This window comes from Kitasatospora sp. NPDC058492 (genome assembly GCF_042720685.1).
In the GTDB taxonomy this organism is placed as follows: Bacteria; Actinomycetota; Actinomycetes; order Streptomycetales; family Streptomycetaceae; genus Kitasatospora.
Genome location: NZ_JBHXMU010000034.1, coordinates 12,471 through 30,411, shown reverse-complemented (window position 1 = coordinate 30,411; position 17,941 = coordinate 12,471). Strand labels below are relative to the sequence as shown.

The 17,941-nt window shown below is 74.1% G+C and carries 16 protein-coding genes; 9 read left to right on the top strand and 7 right to left on the bottom strand.

The genetic code is table 11. From position 1 onward, the window contains the following. Positions 1-7: 7 nt before the first annotated feature. Together ACFWPI_RS22445 and ACFWPI_RS22440 are read right to left on the bottom strand one after the other, a co-directional pair. The gene (locus ACFWPI_RS22445) at positions 8-850 is read right to left on the bottom strand and encodes a DUF4328 domain-containing protein (protein ID WP_380371546.1); all 843 of its coding nucleotides are present in this window, start codon (positions 848-850) and stop codon (positions 8-10) included. A 308-nt stretch (positions 851-1,158) separates the two neighbouring features. Continuing rightward, positions 1,159-2,061 (bottom strand): MBL fold metallo-hydrolase, encoded by a 903-nt coding sequence (locus ACFWPI_RS22440; protein WP_380371548.1) that lies wholly within the window; start codon positions 2,059-2,061, stop codon positions 1,159-1,161. Between the two features lie 129 nt (positions 2,062-2,190). Here ACFWPI_RS22440 and ACFWPI_RS22435 point away from each other — a divergent pair, with 129 nt between their 5' ends. The 4 genes from ACFWPI_RS22435 to ACFWPI_RS22420 all read left to right on the top strand — a co-directional run bounded on the left by ACFWPI_RS22435 (position 2,191) and on the right by ACFWPI_RS22420 (position 4,871). Then, positions 2,191-2,469: a hypothetical protein gene (locus ACFWPI_RS22435; protein WP_380371552.1), complete on the top strand. Its 279-nt coding sequence runs from the start codon at positions 2,191-2,193 to the stop codon at positions 2,467-2,469. Further along, positions 2,456-3,847: an amidase gene (locus tag ACFWPI_RS22430; protein WP_380371554.1), complete on the top strand. Its 1,392-nt coding sequence runs from the start codon at positions 2,456-2,458 to the stop codon at positions 3,845-3,847. The genes ACFWPI_RS22435 and ACFWPI_RS22430 overlap by 14 nt, the downstream gene beginning before the upstream one ends. Positions 3,848-3,951: 104 nt before the next feature. Continuing rightward, complete coding sequence (locus tag ACFWPI_RS22425) at positions 3,952-4,533, top strand: TetR/AcrR family transcriptional regulator (protein WP_380371556.1); 582 nt, start codon at positions 3,952-3,954, stop codon at positions 4,531-4,533. A gap of 137 nt (positions 4,534-4,670) precedes the next feature. Beyond that, the gene (locus ACFWPI_RS22420; protein ID WP_063346158.1) at positions 4,671-4,871 is read left to right on the top strand and encodes a hypothetical protein; all 201 of its coding nucleotides are present in this window, start codon (positions 4,671-4,673) and stop codon (positions 4,869-4,871) included. A 63-nt stretch (positions 4,872-4,934) separates the two neighbouring features. Here the strand turns inward: ACFWPI_RS22420 and ACFWPI_RS22415 are convergent, their stop codons facing one another. From ACFWPI_RS22415 to ACFWPI_RS22405, 3 genes are all read right to left on the bottom strand, one after another. Further along, a complete protein-coding gene (locus ACFWPI_RS22415; protein ID WP_380371559.1) occupies positions 4,935-5,903 on the bottom strand; it encodes an alpha/beta fold hydrolase in 969 nt (322 codons plus the stop codon). A gap of 157 nt (positions 5,904-6,060) precedes the next feature. Continuing rightward, positions 6,061-9,411: a S8 family serine peptidase gene (locus ACFWPI_RS22410; RefSeq protein ID WP_380371562.1), complete on the bottom strand. Its 3,351-nt coding sequence runs from the start codon at positions 9,409-9,411 to the stop codon at positions 6,061-6,063. Between the two features lie 588 nt (positions 9,412-9,999). Further along, the gene (locus ACFWPI_RS22405) at positions 10,000-10,851 is read right to left on the bottom strand and encodes a siderophore-interacting protein (protein ID WP_380371564.1); all 852 of its coding nucleotides are present in this window, start codon (positions 10,849-10,851) and stop codon (positions 10,000-10,002) included. 82 nt (positions 10,852-10,933) lie between these two features. On the opposite strand from ACFWPI_RS22405, the gene ACFWPI_RS22400 reads away from it, so the two are divergent. Further along, positions 10,934-11,731: a TetR/AcrR family transcriptional regulator gene (locus ACFWPI_RS22400; RefSeq protein WP_380371566.1), complete on the top strand. Its 798-nt coding sequence runs from the start codon at positions 10,934-10,936 to the stop codon at positions 11,729-11,731. Between the two features lie 31 nt (positions 11,732-11,762). On the opposite strand, the gene ACFWPI_RS22395 is transcribed toward ACFWPI_RS22400, so the two are convergent. Then, positions 11,763-11,960 (bottom strand): hypothetical protein, encoded by a 198-nt coding sequence (locus tag ACFWPI_RS22395; RefSeq protein ID WP_363373336.1) that lies wholly within the window; start codon positions 11,958-11,960, stop codon positions 11,763-11,765. A 212-nt stretch (positions 11,961-12,172) separates the two neighbouring features. Here ACFWPI_RS22395 and ACFWPI_RS22390 point away from each other — a divergent pair, with 212 nt between their 5' ends. From ACFWPI_RS22390 to ACFWPI_RS22380, 3 genes are all read left to right on the top strand, one after another. Then, entirely contained in the window at positions 12,173-13,486 is a 1,314-nt protein-coding gene (locus tag ACFWPI_RS22390; RefSeq protein ID WP_380371599.1) for a D-alanyl-D-alanine carboxypeptidase family protein, read from the top strand. A 25-nt stretch (positions 13,487-13,511) separates the two neighbouring features. Continuing rightward, the gene (locus tag ACFWPI_RS22385) at positions 13,512-13,922 is read left to right on the top strand and encodes a PPOX class F420-dependent oxidoreductase (RefSeq protein WP_380344840.1); all 411 of its coding nucleotides are present in this window, start codon (positions 13,512-13,514) and stop codon (positions 13,920-13,922) included. A gap of 113 nt (positions 13,923-14,035) precedes the next feature. Further along, a complete protein-coding gene (locus ACFWPI_RS22380) occupies positions 14,036-14,449 on the top strand; it encodes an NTP pyrophosphohydrolase (RefSeq protein WP_380371570.1) in 414 nt (137 codons plus the stop codon). A gap of 102 nt (positions 14,450-14,551) precedes the next feature. Here the strand turns inward: ACFWPI_RS22380 and ACFWPI_RS22375 are convergent, their stop codons facing one another. Then, a complete protein-coding gene (locus tag ACFWPI_RS22375; protein ID WP_380371572.1) occupies positions 14,552-14,989 on the bottom strand; it encodes a hypothetical protein in 438 nt (145 codons plus the stop codon). Positions 14,990-15,599: 610 nt separating this feature from the next. Here ACFWPI_RS22375 and ACFWPI_RS22370 point away from each other — a divergent pair. Next, complete coding sequence (locus ACFWPI_RS22370) at positions 15,600-17,939, top strand: heavy metal translocating P-type ATPase (protein WP_380371575.1); 2,340 nt, start codon at positions 15,600-15,602, stop codon at positions 17,937-17,939. Positions 17,940-17,941 lie beyond the last annotated feature (2 nt).

Genomic DNA, 17,941 nt, shown 5'->3' with positions numbered 1-17,941 from the left:
CCTGGGCCTACGCCTCGGCCTGAGCCTGGGCCTGGGCCTGCGCCTGCGCCTGCGCCCGGGCCTCCTCGGCCGCCAGCTGCGCGGCCCTGGCGGCCAGCGGGTTGATGTCGGCCCGGCGCGCCGACTGCATGGCCGTCAGCCGCTGGACCACCACGATCGCCGCGACGGCCGCGACCAGGCGCAGCACCGAGCCGGCGGCCTCCACCCGAATGGTCTCGCGCAAGTCCCCCAGGCTGGCGAGCACCGTCACGTCCACGTACTTCATCTTCGAGTTGGCGATCCGGTTGACCACCAGCGCGCCGATCCAGGTGGACCACCACAGGACCAGGACCTTCTCCGACACCGCGCGGCGCCGTCCCTCCGCGTCCAGCGGAGCGCTCGCCCGCCAGCAGTCCACCATCAGCTGCCAGGGGAACCAGAGCAGGACGACCGGGGTGACCCAGGCCCCGATGGTCCAGCCGCGTCCGAGGCGGTGCCCGTTCGGCAGCAGCAGGTCGGCATTCTGGCGGATGCGGTAGAACCAGATGATGAACAGCACGGCGGTGACCATCGTCAGCGGAATGACGGCTTTGTCCAGCCCGTTCGCCAGGGAGTCCAGGGCATCGAATTCGTCAAGGCCGATGTCGCCCGAGCCGTCCACCAACCGGCCCAACAGGACATCGCCCCAGACGTCGGCCACGACCGCCGCCGCCGCCAGCACCGCGTTCAACCCCAGCAGGACGTAGACCGCGACGGCAAGGCCGTTCGCCGGTCGGAGCGCCGCCGCCCAGCCCGGGGCCGCCTCCGCGCAGCCGAAGCAGCGTCGGCTCTCGGTCCCCGCGGGACGCGCCCCACACGCCACACACACCATCAGATCGTCAACTCCTGGAATCGCCGCGTGCTCGGACTCGCACGCCGGTGCCGCCAGCGCCCCGACCGGGGCGGGCGCGCCGACTCTAGGGGATCACCGACGTCCGCTGCCAGCGGGATTTCGCAGCTCAGCGGCGGTATCGCCGGATAAACGACAGATCGCGCGGGAATCGAACCCCGGGGAGCCGACTCCGGCTCCCCACCCCGACCCGGCGCACCCGTCCCGCTCGATCCGGGTGTGCGGTCGACGGGCCCCGGGCGCAGGACCGGTGAAGGGGTGCGAGCATCCTGGGGAGGTCGAACGCGGCGTCAGGCCGAGGGGGCGGGCAGCAGCCGGTAGGCGTCCCCGTCCGTGAGCACGCGGCCGGCGGTGGGCGGCGCGAAGTGGGTGCCGAGCAGCAGGGTGTCCGTGCCGGCGAGGGAGCCGAGGAGCTTGCGGCGCGAAGCCTCGGACTGCCGCGGGTCGATGTCGACGCAGGCGCCGATGGCGGGGTGGGCGAGCTGGACCGGGTGGTGGATGCAGTCACCGGTGATCAGCGCCGCCTCGCCCCGGCTGGTCAGTTCGACGGCGACGTGGCCGGGGGTGTGACCGGGGGTGGGGATCAGGCGCAGGCCCGGGGCGATCTCGACGCCCTCGGCCGGGACGTCGACGAGGTCCAGCAACCCGGCCCGCTCGACCGGGATCACGGAGTCGAGGAACATCTGCCTGCGCGCCTCCTCCAGGTCGTACCCGGCCCAGAACTCCCGCTCGGTGCGGGAGGTGAGGTAGCGGGCGTGGGGGAAGGTGGGGACCCACTCGCCGTTCACCTCCCGGGTGTTCCAGCCGACGTGGTCGGCGTGCAGGTGGGTGAGGATCACCAGGTCGACGGAGTCCGGGGGGAAGCCGGCGGCGGTGAGGCGCTCCAGGTAGTCGGTCCGCAGGTGGTGCCAGGCCGGGTTGGCCCGCTCCTTGCCGTTGCCTATGCCGGTGTCGACGAGGACGCGCAGCCCGCCCACGGTGAACGCGAAGCTGTGGCTGTCGAGGTGCAGGACGCCCTCGTGGTCGGCGAAGTGGGGGTGCAGCCAGTCGTGGCCGGTCACCACCTCGGGGGTGGCCTCGGGCAGCAGCCAGGGCCCGGTCGCGGGTGGCAGGAGGGTCTCGTCGATGCGGTGGACGGTGACGCCGCCCACCGTCCAGGCGGGGGCGGGGGCGTCGGACGTGGCGCTGGACATGGGGGCTCCTCCCGTAAACGCAATCTGTTTGCGTTAAGCCATCGTAGGACCTACAGTCTGGCTAACGCAAACGGTTAGCTTTTGCTGCGGGTGCCATCTCGCGCCAGCCCCGATCAGGAGAGAACGCCCATGTCCTCCGCCGACCGCCCCTCAGGCGAACCACCCACCACCGACCTCACGCCACCCGCCACCGACCTCACGCCGCCCGAGGCCGCCCGCTGGGCCGCCCGGGCCGGGCTCCCCCTGCCCGCCGACCGCCACGACGCGGTCGCGGCCACCGCCAACCAGCTGCTCTCCGTCGTCGCTGTCCTGCGGGAGCTGGACTTCGGGGACACCCCGCCCGCGAGCGCCTACCGCGCGGAAAGCGCCCACGACACGGAAGAGGAGCAGCACGATGCAGCCGTATGAGCTCTCCCTCACCGCCGCCGCGGAGGAGATCCGGGCCCGGCGACTGTCCCCCGTCGAACTGGTGGACTCGGTCCTCGACCGCATCGAGCAGGTGGAACCGCACCTCGGCGCCTACGTCGCGGTCACCGCGGAGCGGGCGCGCCGGGCGGCCCGCGAGGCCGAGCAGGAAGCGGCGCGCGGCCTGCACCGGGGGCCGCTGCACGGCGTCCCGATGGGGCTCAAGGACCTGATCGACGTCGCCGGGCTCGCCACCACGGCCAGTTCCCGGGTCCGCGCCGACCACCGCGCGCAGACCGACAGCACGGTCGCCGCCCGCCTGGCCGCGGCCGGCGCGATCCTGGTCGGCAAGACGCACACCCACGAGTTCGCGTACGGCCTGACCACCCCGCAGACCGGCAACGCCTGGGACCGCGAGCGGGTCGCCGGCGGCTCCAGCGGCGGATCCGCCGTCGCCGTCGCCGCGGGCGCCGCGACCTTCGCGCTGGGCACCGACACCGGCGGCTCGATCCGGGTGCCCGCCGCGCTCAACGGGGTCGTCGGCCTCAAGCCGACCTACGGCCTCGTCCCCCGCCACGGCGTCACGTCCCTGTCCTGGTCGCTGGACCACGTCGGCCCGATCGCCCGGACCGTCGAGGACACGGCCCTCGTCCTGGACGCCCTCGCCGGACACGACCCGCGCGACCCCGCCTCGCTGGCCGCCCCCGCCGTGGACCACCGGCCGGGCGCGGGCACGGACCTGGCGGGGCTGCGCGTCGGCGTGCCGCGCAGCTACTACTTCGACCACGTCGACGCGGAGGTGGAGGCCGCCGTCCGGCGCGCCATCGGGCACCTGGAGGCACTCGGCGCACGGCTCGTCGACGTCGACATCCCGATGACCCGCTACCTCCAGGCGACCCTGTGGGGGCTGGTGGCACCGGAGGCCGCCGCCTACCACGAGCACTCCCTGCGGGCGGTGCCCGAGCTGTACCAGGCGGACGTACGCGTCCTGCTGGAGGCCGGCGAGCTGATGACCGCCGGGGACTACCTGCGCGCCCAGCGCTCCCGGACGCTCATGCGGCGGGAGTGGGCCCGGATGCTGGAGGAGGTCGACGTGATCGCCGCCCCGACCGTCCCGGTCACCGCGGTACGGGTCGACCAGGAGACCGTCACCTGGCCCGACGGCACGGTCGAGGGCGTCCCCGACGCCTATGTGCGCCTGTCCGCCCCCGCCAACATCACCGGGGTGCCCGCCCTGTCCGTCCCGGTCGGCCGGGACGCGGCGGGCCTGCCGATCGGCATGCAGCTGCTCGGCCGGCCGCTCGGGGAGCGCACGCTGCTGCGGGTCGGCCACGCCTACGAGCGGACGCAGCCCGCGCGGGCGCTCGCGCCGGCGGTCTGAGAACAACAGGCGGGCCGGGCCGGACGGCGCCGGCCCGCCGCTCGGCTCCGAGGCGGGCACCCCGGCACCCGTAAACGCAAGGATTGTGCTTTAAGGTGTTTATCATGAGTCGCAAACAGATGGTGCGCCCCGGCGGGCGCAGCGCCCGGGTCCAGGCATCGGTGCACACCGCTGTGCGTGAACTCCTCGCCGAGGTGGGCCGCGACGCGCTGACGGTGCCGCTGGTCGCCCAGCGCGCGGGCGTCACCCCGTCGACGGTCTACCGCCGCTGGGGCGACCTCCAGGAGCTGCTGTCCGACGTCGCCGTGGAGCGCCTGCGGCCCGACACGGCGCCGGAGGACCTGGGCGACCTGCGGTCCGACCTGACGGCCTGGGCCGAGCAGTTCCTCGACGAGATGGCCTCCCCCTCGGGCCGCGCCTACATCCGCGACGCCCTGCTCGGCGACCCGGACGGCGGCAACGCCGGCCAGTGCTCGGACTACGCGGCCGAACAGGTCGACGCCGTGCTGAGCCGGGCGGGCGGCCGCGGGGAGGACACGCCCGCCGTCGAGGCGGTCATGGACGGCGTCGTCGCCCCCCTGATGTACCGCATCCTCTTCCGCCCGGCCGGCCTCGATCCCGCGTACGCACGCCGGCTCGTGGCCGAACTCCTCGACCCGTACGGGGCCGGTCCGTCGAGCGGATGATCGTTCGCCCGGCGGATGATCGTTCGCCGGGCGAGGACGGGCAGCTCAAGTCATGAACGGGCAGCTCAAGTTATAAGCTGCTGCGGGACGTTCACGAGCCCGGCCGGTGGTCGGGACCTCGCCTGGGAGGAAGCGTCGTGGGGAAGAAGATCCCGGTCCGGACCGGATGCCAGAACTGTTCGCGGTGCACCGGCTCGATCGGCGGCAACGCGGCCCGCAAGACGGTGCGGGGTACCGGGGTGGCGCTCGGTGCGGTGGTCACCGTCGGCCTGAGCCTCCTCTTCATCCGGAGGTGCCGCGCCTGCGACCACCCCATGGGCAGCCACCACCACCACTGATCGCGCCGCCGGACCTCCGCCGCCCGGCTCCGACCCGGCACCCGGGCCGGAGCCGGGCGGGCGTCAGGCGTCCAGGTGCTTGAGGAAGTCGAGCAGCGCCTCGTTGACCTCCGCCGGGCGCTCCTGCTGCGTCCAGTGCCCGGTGTCCGGCAGCCGGACGTGGCGGTGCAGCTTGGGCACCCGGCTCAGCAGGTGGGCCAGCACCGCCGGCGGGACGAGCGCGTTCACCATGTCCTGTTCGCCGGCCACGTACAGCGCCGGCACGTCGATCGTCACGCCGTCGAAGGCGGCCATCAGTTCGGCGTTGCGGTCGATGTTCCGGTACCAGTTGAGCCCGCCGGTGAAGGCGTGCTCGCCGTGCAGGGCGTAGTCGGCCGCGAGGGCATCGATGTCCGCCTCGGTGAGCCAGGCCGGCAGCTGCGCCGGCTCCGGGATGGTGTCCAGCAGGGCCTTGCCCTCCGGGACGACCCACGGCTGCGGCTTCCCCTCGCGGAGCAGGCCACCGCCCAGGATGCGGCGGAAGCTGGACTTCACGTCGGCCGCCAGTTCGGCGTCGGCGCGGCCCGGCTCCTGGAAGTAGATCTGGTAGAAGCCCTCGCCGAAGTTCTCCCGGGACTCCCGCAGCGGCCGCGGCCCGCTGGCCAGCGGCGGCACGCTCAGCCCGGCGACCCCGCGCACCAGGTCCGGCCGCAGCGCGGCGGTGGCCCAGGCGACCGGCGCGCCCCAGTCGTGCCCGACCACGACGGCCCGCTCCTCGCCGAGCGCGCCGATCAGCGCCGTGACGTCGCCGACCAGGTGCAGCAGGGAGTACGCGTCCACCCGCTCGGGCTGCTCGCTGCGGGCGTAGCCGCGCTGGTCGGGGGCGACGACCCGGTAGCCGGCCGCGGCGAGCGGGGCGAACTGGTGGCGCCAGGAGTACCAGCTCTCCGGGAAGCCGTGCAGCAGCAGGACCAACGGGCCCTCGCCCTGTTCCGCGACGTGCAGACGGACACCGTTCACCTCGACGTGGCTGTGCTTGATCGCGTCGTTCAAGTCCCGCTCCCGGTCCGGTGGAAGGGCCGGGGCATCCGCTTCGCCCCGGTCCCACCCGGCGCAACACCGGCGGGGCACGGGGCATTCCCGCCGGCCCCGGGCAAACGACCGAGGCCGCCCCGGAACTCCGGGACGGCCTCGGCGTGGTGATGGAAGGTCAGTTCACCGTGTAGCTGTACGGGATCGCCGCGAGCACCGAACCGGTGGTGCCCAGGGTGTTGTTGGCGGTCGCCACCGAGCTGGGGGCGGACACCAGGTACAGCACGCCGTGGACGGTGCTGCCCTTCGGACCGGTCGGAGTGACGGTCACCTGGAGCGAGCCCTTGCCGCCCGACGGGACGGTCACCGGGTTGGCGGCCGGGGCCGAGGCGTTGACCGCCAGGGCGTACGGGTCACCGGTGCTGGAGGTCAGCGCCGGGTCGAACGCCTGGGTGTGCGCGGTCGCGGTGATGGTGGCGGTGCCGGCCGGGGCGCCGGCGGTGCCGAACGGGCCGACCTGCTGCAGGAAGGTGCCCCACACGCCGGGGAGGACCGGCTGCGACGCGCTGCCGTTGTCGGTCACGACCGAGATGGTCGAACCGTCCTGGGCCTTCTTCAGGTCGCCGAAGAGGTCCGGCGAGCCGGTGGTGCCGGACAGCTCCAGGTGGGCCGGCGTCGAGGAGGCCGCCACCGCCTTCAGCTGGTCGGTGCCCGGCGGGACGAGGAAGGAAGGCACCGCGGAGGTGAGGCTCAGCGGCAGGGTGACCGTCGCGGAGGCGCCCTGCGGCACCAGCGGGAGGTCGGTGCGGCGGTCCAGGCGGCCGTCGGCCGAGATCTTCTGGGTGGCGACAGTGTTGTTGGTGTAGTTCACCTGGACGGTGACCGGCTTGCCGGCCGCCAGCTTGGCGTGCGGGTCGTTCGGCAGGCCGGCGGCGGTGGCGACGTTCTGGTTGAACGCGACGGTGCCGGCGAAGTCCTGGGCGAGCTCCTGGCCGCTGACCGGGCCGAGCACGTTCAGGACGAACCGCCAGCGGCCGGCGGCCGGGTTGACGGTGGTGGCCGAGACGCCGGCGGTGGTGCCGGTCAGGTTGCCCTGCGCGTCGAGCAGGCCGTTGCCCTCGATGTCGATCGGGGTGCCGTTCGGGCTGATCAGCGCGCCCTGCATGAGCAGCTTCGGGTCCTTGGCGACGGTGACGCCGACCCGCAGGTCCTTCTGGCCCTTCGGGACGTCGAAGGCGTACGCGAAGCTCTGCGTCGGCGAGGCGTTGCGGCCGTTGCCACCGGTGATGGTGCCGGTGAAGGTGCCCTTGCCCTGGTTGACCGGGACGAGGCTGCGCAGCACGACCGGAACGCTGGTGGCGGTGCCGTTGGAGCTGGCGACGGTGATCGCCTGGCTGGAGTCGCCACTGGTGCCCGGGGTGGTGAGCTGGACCTTGAGGGTCTTGGTCTCACCCGGCTTCAGGTCCGCGACGCTCGGGCTGACGGCGCCGGCCGGCACCGCGCGCTGGGTGGCGGTGCCCAGCTGGACCGCGCCGTTGTAGCCGGCCTTGCCCGCCGGGGTGTACAGGACGGCGGTCCACTCGCCGGCCACCGGGTGCGGGACGTCCACCAGGCCGAAGTCGGCCGGGGTGGCGCCGCCCTGCGGACGGGTGTTGGTCTCGAAGCGGCCCGACGGGTCGAGCAGCGTCATGCGGACCACGGAACCGTTGGTGACCGGGCTGGCCGCACCCTGCCAGGCGATCGACGCCGCGAGGCGGTCGGCGCCGGCCGGGACGGTGAACTTGACCTGCTTCTGCACCCAGGTGGCGCCGTTGGTGGCGTACTTGAAGGTGTCGGTGGAGGCCGTGTCCAGCTGGACGGTCTGCTGGTTGCTCGACTGCGGCACGAAGGTGCGGGTCGCGCCGCTGACCGTCTGCGGGGCGGAGCTGGTGTTGGTGACGGTCACGTCGGCGGTGTGGGTCGAGCCGGGGTTGCCGGCGATGTCGACCTGACCGGTGGTGACGACGACGGTCTTGCTGTCCGACGCGCCGGAGCCGGCGTGGTAGCCGCGGGCGGCCTCGACGGCGGCGCGGACGTTCAGCAGGCCGGCGCCCTGCTCCTCGGCCGGGACGCCGAGGTCCTGGGCGGTGCCGGTGATGAACTTCTTCACCAGCGCCGGGGCGGGCGACTGGCCGTTGTGGGTGTCGCGGTAGGCCTGGATGACCAGGGCCGCGGCACCGGTGACGAACGGCGCGGCCTGGCTGGTGCCGCCGAACGACTGGATCGGCGAACCCTGGCCGCTGAAGCCGGTGCAGTCGGTGTACTTGCTGGTGTCGGGCGAGCAGAGCGCCCAGTCCGACTCGCCCGGCGCGACCAGGTCGACCGTGCGGCCGGCCTGGGTGAAGCCGCCCGAGGAGAGCGCGGAGATGCGGTTGTTGCTCCAGGTCTTGTTGGAGAACTGGGCGGCCGCGTAGCCGGTCTGCTGGTAGTTCTGGTTGTCCGTGGAGGCGCCGACCGCGATCACGTTCGGGTCGGTGGCCGGGGTGCCGATGGTGCCGCTGATGCCCGCGTCGCCGGTGGAGACGGAGACGGTGACACCGGCCTTGACGGCCTGGTCGTTGAACAGCGAGATGGTGTCGTGCGCGCCGCTGTCCGGGGTGACGTTGCCGCCGAAGGACTCGTTCAGCACGTCGACCTTGGCGACCGAGACCGCGTAGTCGATGGACTGCAGGATCGACGAGTTCGACATGATCTCGCCGCCGGCCCGCAGGGCGACCAGCGAGGCGTCCGGGGCGAGGCCGCGGATGCGGATGTTGCAGCCGGCCGGCAGACCGCGCGAGGCGTTCACGAACTTCGAGACGTCGTAGACCTGGCGGCCCTGGGCGATGACCGCCGAGGCGTCGCCGAAGGCCTCCGCGCCACCGGTCGGCGCGTTCACGCCGTCGCCCGCGAAGTCCTGGTAGTCGACGACCGCGTGCGAGCCGTCGGCCCGGATGAAGTCCGGGTTGTTCGGGTCGAGGCCGTCCGCGATGTAGGCGACCTTGACGCCCTTGCCGGTGGCCAGGTCGGCCGCGCCGGGCTTGCCGTCGGCGCCGACGGCGTGCGTCGAGTAGAGGCCCTCCGGCTCCAGCAGCGGCTGGGACGGGTCGGACGGGCAGATCGTGTTGGTCGCGTTCTGCTCGGCGCCCTGGCCGTTGCTGCCCGAAACGGCCTGCGGGGCGGCGGCCTTGGCCGACTTGGCGCCGGCCTTGGTGTCCGCGGCGTCCTTCGCGGCCGCGGCCTTGCCGGCGGCCGGCGGCGTGACGGTGACCTGCTCGTCCGCGACGACCGAGGCGACGGCCGGGTCGGCCAGCAGCGCGGCACGCAGCGCGGGGCTCACCGTGGCCGAGAACGCGTTCCCGACCACGAAGCTCTTGATGTCGGTGCCGCCGTTGGCCTTGACCTTGTCCAGCAGCGGCGCCTGGGCGTTCGCGGCCTTCTGCTGACGGGCGCCGAGGTGGCCGCTGTCGGCCGGGGCGTCCGCTATCTGGTCCTTGAGAATCACGATCACCGGCACCGGGGTCCCGTCCGCGGACGCCACGGGGGCGTTCTGCGGGTCCGGGAGCGGAGCTGCGTTGGCACTGGACCCGAAGGTCAGGACCATGGACGCGGCGGTGACCGTGACGGCAGCCGCTAGCTGGGATTTCCGCCAGCCGATCAATGGACATCCTTTCGTCTGATGAGACGTCAGGTTGCGCGGCCCGGCGTACGCGGATCCAGGTCGGACGCGTGGTTGCTCCGGACCGCGCGTCCCGACAGCGGTCGCATTCCAGCGCATCCGACACGACCACGACAAGGGGGGAAATCCCCATTAGAAAGTAAAAAAGACCATCAGAAAGTAAAATTCACGGCAGAAATCGGGCCATGCCCGCCCCTTTTCGCTGACCAGACCCGGTCGGAACTGTCCGATCCCGGTCGGAAAAAATCGGTGGCGAACTCTGGACAGTGGCGGACCACCGCCACCTTGGACACACCGTCAGCACCGCCACACACCCTTCCCCCCGGACCCACTCTGAAACCGGACATGACAGAACGGGCGGGCGGTCACACCGCCGCCCGGTGGCCGGAATCCCCCGGCCACCGGGCGATCAGCACCCGATCAGCCCGCGGCCATTCGCTCCTGGGCGTCCGCCAGATCCTCGGCGGTGGGCGCGTCGTCCTGGGTCAGCCGGTGGCGCCAGTACCCGGTGAAGTCGATCGACGGCTTCGGCACGCCGCGCTCCGCCACCAGGTGGCGGCGCAGCGCCCGCACCGCGCCCGCCTCCCCCGCGAGCCAGGCGAACGGCGTGCCGGCCGGCAGCTCGGCGGACCGCACGGCCCCGGCCAGCACGACCCCGGGGGCCGCCCCGCCCCGGGCCAGCCAGTGCACGGCCAGCTCGGCGCGGCTCTCCAGTGGCTGCCGCTCGGCCTCGTCCGCGACCTCGACGAACGCGAGGGCCCGCACCCCGGCGGGCAGCGCCTCGACCAGCGTCGCGATCGCCGGCAGTGCCGACTCGTCCCCCGCCAGCAGCACCCAGTCGGCAGCGGCGGCGGCCTCGGCGAGCGGGACCGGCGGGGCGTACAGCGCCGAGGGGCCGACCATCCCGAGCCGCTGCCCGGGCTCCGCGCGCTCCGCCCAGGCGGCGGCCGGGCCGGTGTCGCCGTGCAGCACGAAGTCGATCTCGACCAGGCGGGTGCCGGGCCGGCGGCGCCGGAGGGTGAAGCTGCGCAGCAGCGGGCGCCGGGCCTCGGGGATCGCCAGGTACGCCTGGTACCAGCTCATCGGGTCGTCGCTCTGCGCGGGCAGTTCGGGCACCGCCTGGCCGGGGCGGGGGAAGCACAGCTTCACCTGCTGGTCGGGCGCCGCGCCCACGGAGTCCGCCAGGGCCTCGGCCTCGAAGGTGACCCGGGCGGTGCGCGGCGTGATCCGGCGGACCTCGACGACCTCGACGAAGGTGACGGGCAGTGTCATCGAAAAACCCCTTCGGTTGATAACCTTACGGCATAAAGAGTTGTCGCGGCCGAGGATACTTTACGCCATAAGGAGTTGCTGCATGGTCGTCTACGCCGGACAGGGCGACGCCCACCGGTCCCTGTCCCTGCTCTGGGGCACACCACCGCAACCGCACACCGGGCGCAGCGGCCCCAAACCGGGCCTCAGCGTCGACGCGATCGTCTCCGCCGGCATCGCGGTCGCCGACGCGGACGGCATGGCCGCGCTCTCGATGCGCGCCGTCGGCGAACGGCTCGGCCGCACCGCCATGGCCCTCTACACCTACGTCCCGGGCAAGGCCGAACTCCTCGACCTGATGCACGACCGGGCACTCGGCGAACTACGGCTGGACGTCGCAGACTTGGACGGCTGGCGCCCCGCCGTCACCTCCTGGGCCGAGGAACTGTACGCCTGCTACCTGCGCCACCCCTGGATCCTCCAGGTCTCGCAGGCCCGCCCGGTGCTCGGACCAGCCGAACTCGCCGCCATGGAAGGCCTGTTGCGCGCCCTGCAACCGGCCGCCCTCGCACCCGCGCGGCTGCACGGCGTCGTCGCGGCGCTCTGGCAGTTCGTCCGCGGCACGGCCGCCGTGGCCGCCGAATCGCGCGGCGCCGCCGCCGCGACCGGCATCGCCGACGAGGACTGGTGGACCACCCGATCCGCCCGACTCGCCGAACTGGCACCGGACTTCACCGAACGCTTCCCCCTGCTCACCGCCCTCCAGGGCGCCGGCGACGGCACACCGCAGGACCGCGACCGGGCGGCCTTCCGCACCGGGCTCGCCGTCCTGCTCGACGGCGTGGCGGCCTCGGGGGCGGGGGCGGGGGCTGATCAGGGCGTTGATCGGGCTGCGGACTGAGCGCTGATCGGGCCGCTGGTTGAGCCGCTGATCAGCCCCGGCGGGCCGCCGGGATCGCCAGCAGGATGCCGAGCACCAGCAGAGTGGCGTACCCGGCGGTCTCATGGCCGTCCGGGACCAGGAAACGGACGAAGCCGAACAGCCGGAAGCCCCCCAGCCAGTCCGCCGCCAGGCCGGACCCGCCGCCGAGGATCAGCACGAAACCGAGATAGCCGAGCAGCGTCTTCATACCCCGAGCCTAGGCAGCTCCCGGCGCCCGGGAATCCGACTTTCGGCGCGACCCGGGGATGACCAAAGTCGTCCCGGCGCCATCCCCCGGCCGTCCCGGCGCCGTGCCGCCCGGGATCCGGACCTCCGTACCTCCGTACCGCCCGGGATCCGGACGGAGCAGCAGGCGCGGCGGCCCGGCGGCGCCCCGGGTACGTTCGCCGTGTGCAGCAGATGCCACAGCATGTCAGCAGAGTGGCGGCGGCCGCCGCGGTGTCCACCCTGATGCTCGCCGCCGGCGCCCCGACCGCCCCCGGGCAGGACGCCGCCGGTGCGATCGGCGGCGAACGGCTCGGCCAGTCCACCGTCCAGGTCGCTCCGCTGGCCGGGGCGCCCGCGCTGCCGCCCACGTTGACCGGGCGGTCCTGGCTCATCGCCGACGCCGGCACCGGCGAGGTCCTCGCGGCCCACAACGCCCACCTCCAGCTCCCCCCGGCCAGCACCCTGAAGATGCTCTTCGCGGACACCGTGCTGCCCAAGTTCGACCGCACGACGGAGCACAAGGTCACCACGGCCGAACTGGCCAACGTCGGCGCCGGCAGCAGCCTCGTCGGCGTCAAGGAGGACCTGCCGTACCGCGTCGAGGACCTCTGGCGGGGCGTCTTCCTCAGCTCCGGCAACGACGCCGTCCACGTCCTCGCGCACATGAACGGCGGCCTCCAGCAGACCGTCGCCGAGATGCAGGCCCGCGCCCAAGCCCTGCAAGCCCGCGACACCAAGGTGGTCTCCCCCGACGGCTACGACATGGACGGCCAGGTCTCCTCCGCCTACGACCTCACCCTGTTCGCCCGCGCCGGGCTGCGCAACGCCGACTTCCGCTCCTACTGCTCCACCCGCACCGCGCACTTCCCCGGCGGACTCGACAAGCTCACCGGGCAGCGCACCAGCTTCGACATCGCCAACACCGACCGGCTGCTCGGCAAGTACCAGGGCCTGATCGGCGTCAAGAACGGCTACACCACCAACGCGGGCGCCACCTTCACCGGCGCCGCCCAGCGCGGCGGCCGCACCCTGCTGGTGACGGTGATGCACCCCGACACCCAGACCCGGGTCTACGACGAGGCGGCCGAGCTGCTCGACTGGGGCTTCGCGGCGGCCGACAAGGTCCAGCCGGTCGGGCAACTGGTGGAGGACACCGCCGCCGCCCACCCGGCCACCATCACCGGCCGGGCCGGCGCCGCCTCGTCCGCCGTCCCCGCCGCCATCGCCGGCCAGGCGCACCCGCAGGCCGTCCGGGGCAACGACCCCGGCCTCGCCCCGGCCGCCTGGACGGCCATCGCACTCGGCGCCGTCCTCGCCCTGTGGGCCGCCGCGCGCACCGCCGCCCGCCGCCGCGCCGCACTCGCCGCCGACCCGGCCGCGCTCCCCGACCCGGCCGCGCTCCCCGACCCGGGCGCCACCGCCCTCGGCGGGCACCGCCACCACGGGCTGGCCCGCCGGGCCCGGGCCCTGGTCAGGCACGCTCTGCCGCGCGCCCGGCGGGAATGATCAGGCACGCCCTAGACTTCCGGCCATGACCACGCCCGACCCCGTTCCCTCCGACCGGCTCGCCCGGATCGTCAGCCTCTCCTCCGGGAGCTACCTGCTCGTCACCACCTACAAGAAGGACGGCACCACCGTGCCGACCCCCGTGTGGGTGGTGCGCGACGGCGAGGCGCTCGGCGTCTGGACCGTCGCCGACTCCTGGAAGGTCAAGCGGATCCGCAACCGCGCGGACGTCCTGGTGGGCCCCTGCGACGTCAAGGGCCGGCCGACCGGCGAGCAGTACCCCGCCACCGCCGAGATCCTCGGCCCCGAACGCACCGCCGCCTACCGCACCCTGCTGCGCCAGAAGTACGGCCTGCTCGGTGTGCTCACCCTGCTCGGCAGCCGCCTGCGCCGCGGCGAGCGCGGCACCGTCGGCATCCGGATCACCCTCACCTGACGCACCACCCGGCTGACGGGGCCCCGGTGGGTTCGCCCGGCGGCCCCGCCGGCCCGGTCACTCGCCGGGCCGGCCCTGGGAAAGGCGTGACGAGGAAGGGCGTGGGAGAGGCCATGGAGGACAGGGACGCGATCGGGACCCGGGGCGGGCTGCCGCTGCTGGTGGTGGACGGGGCCAACGTGGTCGGGTCGGTGCCCGACGGATGGTGGCGGGATCGGCGGGGCGCCGCCGAGCGGCTGCGGGACGCGCTGGTCGCCGTCGCCGGGCAGGGCCTGCCGGAGCGGCCCGGGCCGCTGGAGGTGGTGCTGGTCGTGGAGGGCGCGGCCCGGGGCGTGGACGGACTGCCCGAGGTGCGGGTGGTCGCGGCGGCCGGCAGCGGTGACGACCGGATCGTCGAGCTGGTCCGGGCGGCCAGGGCCGAACAGCCGGACCGGGACTGCCTGGTCGTCACCGCCGACCGCGAACTGCGGGCCCGGGTCGGCGCGCTGGGCGCGGCGGTCACCGGGCCGCGCAGCGTGCGGCGTTAGGACCGGTCCCGTTCAGTCCCGTTCAGCTCCGTTCGGTCCCGTTCAGTCCCGTCGCGCGCGCGGCAGGACCGAACGGGACCCGCTCCGGGACGCGTGGCGGGGTCAGTCCGCCTGAGTGGCGTACATGCCCCAGTGGATCGCCTGGTCGGAGGCGGTCACCGTGAACAGGAGGTCCCGGCCGGGCCGGGCGGGGATCTCCACCGAGCCGGTGCCGGTCGCGCCGACCGGGCACTGGACCGTGAAGTCGGCCGGCGCCAGGCCGGCGACATGGACCTGGACCGAGCCGCCGCCCTGGCAGCCCACCGTGACGGTGAAGGGCTGCGAGGGGTTGACGGAGGCCGTCACCGCGCCGCCGTCGCCGATCCAGTCCGGGATCCAGATCAGGCCCGTCTCCCCCGGGTACGGCAGGATCTCCCCCGTCCCCATACCGCTCTGGACCGCAGCCGGGCCCGGCTGCGCCGAGGCCGTCCCGGCGACCGCCAGTACCCCCGCCAGCGCGGCCGCGCTTGCGGCCAGCATCCGCTTCCCCGTACGTGTCATCGCTACTCCCCGCTGCGTTGACCATCCGTCCGGCCGCACGAGCTCGCGCGGCTGGGCCGGGTGCCGGTCTTCGGCACACGAAGGGATCTTATGACGATCAGATTCGATCAGGGGGCGGATTCGCCCGGACCCCGGGCCATGACCCGGGTCACGGGCTGGAACGGCCCCGGGGCCGAACGCGTAGGCGCCTCCCGGAACCGACCACGGGCACCGGCACCTAGTTGACGGGTAGTAGCCGGGACCCAGCGCATCGGGAGGCGCCGTCCCGGACGTTACCTGGTCACATCGGGTGCGTCATCCGAATTAATCCGGGCCCGGAGCCTGCCGTACGGGCCTCGCCGGGCCCGCGGTGCCAGGGCGCGCCCCACCGGTTCGGACCGTACGGGAACCAACCGCCCCCGCCGTCCGACTGCTGGGGGGTGAGTGCGAAGTCGCCGGGTGTCCGGCCCTTGAGTGTGCTGGCGGGGTTCGCCCTGCTGCTGGTGGTGGTGTTCGTGGTGGCGTATGCGGTGGGACGGCAGGCGGGCCCGGTGTCTCCCGGGCTGACGCCCGGGGGCGGCGCGTCGCCCGGGGCGCCCGGGATGGGCGGGCACGACATGGGCGGGATGCGATGAGCCCCGTCGCGGGGGCCGACGCCGGGGCCCTGGTGAGCACCGATCTGGCGGTCGGCGGGATGACCTGCGCGGCCTGCGTGGGCCGGGTGGAGAAGCGGCTGGCCCGGATCGACGGAGTGACGGCCGGGGTGAACCTGGCGACCGGTCGGGCCCGGGTGCTGCACCCGGCCGGGGTGCCGGTCGCAGAGCTGGTGGCGGCCGTCGAACGGGCGGGCTACACCGCCGAGTTGGCGCCCGCAGGGGCGGGCGTCGGACTGCCGGACGAGGAGCCGGCGGAGCGCCGGCGACTGCTGGTGACGACCCTGCTGGCCGTCCCGGTGGTGGTGCTGTCGATGGTGCCGTCACTGCAGTTCCCCGCCTGGCAGTGGGTCTGCTTCGCGCTGGCCGTCCCGGTGGTCACCTGGGGGTCGGCCGGGTTCCACCGCCGGGCCTGGCAGGGGCTGCGGCACGCGGCGGCCACCATGGACACCCTGGTCAGCCTGGGGGTGGTGGCGTCCTTCGGCTGGTCCGCGTACGCGCTGGTGTTCGGCGGCGCCGGGGAGGTCGGCATGCGGATGCCGTTCTCGCTGACCGCGGACGGCGGCGGCGCGGCGCACGTCTACCTGGAGGCGGCGGTCGGGGTGCCGCTGTTCGTGCTGGCCGGGCGGCTGCTGGAGGGCCGGGTGCGGCGGCGCAGCGGTTCCGCGCTGCGGGCGCTGGCCGAACTCGGCGCGAAGCAGGTGTGCGTCCGGGACGGCGGGACCGGCGAGGAGCGCCTGGTACCGATCGAACTACTGCTGCCCGGACAGGAGTTCGTGGTGCGGCCGGGCGAACGGGTGGCCACCGACGGGGTGGTGGTCGAGGGCGGTTCGGCGCTCGACCTGAGCCTGCTGACCGGGGAGAGCGTGCCGGTGGAGGTCGGCCCCGGGGACGCGGTGGCCGGCGCGACCGTCAACGTCGGCGGCGCACTGGTGGTACGGGCGACGGCCGTCGGCGCCGACACCCAACTCGCCCGGATCACCGCACTGGTGGCGGACGCCCAGGCCGGCAAGGCCCGGGCGCAGCGCCTCGCCGACGCGGTGGCCGGGGTGTTCGTGCCGTGCGTGCTGGCGGGCGCGGTGTGCGTGCTGGGCTTCTGGCTCGGCGCGGGCGCAGCCCCCCAGGCGGCGGTGACGGCTGCGGTCGCGGTCCTGGTGGTCGCCTGCCCGTGCGCCCTGGGCCTGGCCACCCCGACGGCACTGCTGGCGGCGACCGGGCGGGGCGCGGAGCTGGGCGTGCTGGTGCGCGGCCCGGAGGTGCTGGAGAGCCTGCGCCGGGTCGACACCGTGGTGCTGGACAAGACCGGGACGCTGACCACCGGGCGGATGGAACTGGCGACGGTGACGGTCGCCCAGGGCCTCGACGCAGGGCTCGACGAAGGCCGCCGCGAAGGTCTCGACGCGAGGCTCGACGAAGGGCTCGACTCGGGGCTCGACGAGGGTGCGGTGCTGCGGCTGGCCGGCGCGGTGGAACACCGCTCGGAGCACCCGATCGGGCGGGCCGTGGCGGCGGCCGCGCGGGAGCGCTGCGGTCCGCTGCCCGCAGTGGACGGCTTCGCGGCCGCCACCGGGGTCGGGGTGTCCGGGGTGGTCGAGGGCCGGAGCATACGGGTGGTCCGCCCGGACGGCACGGCGCAGCCGCTGCCCCCCGACCTCGCGGACGCAGTCACCGCCGCCTCGGACACCGGCCGCACGGCCGTGGTGGTCGAGCTGGACGGGCGGGCCGCGGCCGTGCTCACCGTCGGCGACACGCTGCGCTCGGGCAGCTGGCGGGCGCTCCACCGGCTGCGCGGGATGGGGCTGGAGACCGTCCTGTTGACCGGCGACGGCCCGGGCGCGGCCCGGGCGGTGGCGCGCGAGCTGGGCATCGAACGGGTGCACGCCGCGGCCTCGCCGGAGGGCAAGGCCGCGGTGGTGGCCGAGCTGCGGGGCGCCGGGCGGACGGTCGCGGTGGTCGGCGACGGCGTCAACGACGCGGTGGCACTGGCCTCGGCGGACCTCGGGGTGGCGCTGGCCTCGGGCAGCGACGCCGCGATCGGCGCGGCCGGACTGACCCTGGTGCGCGGCGACATCGAGGCGGTGGTGGACGCCGTCCGGCTGGCTCGACGGACCCTCGGCACGATCCGGGCCAACCTGCTGTGGGCCTTCGGCTACAACGTGGTGCTGATCCCGCTGGCGGCCGTCGGCCTGCTCAATCCGATGCTGGCGGCGGTGGCGATGTCGCTCAGCTCGCTGCTGGTGGTCGGCAACAGCCTGCGGCTGCGCACCTGGCAGCCCGGACGGGGCACCTCGACGGCCCGGAAGGGGGCCCGGCGATGAGC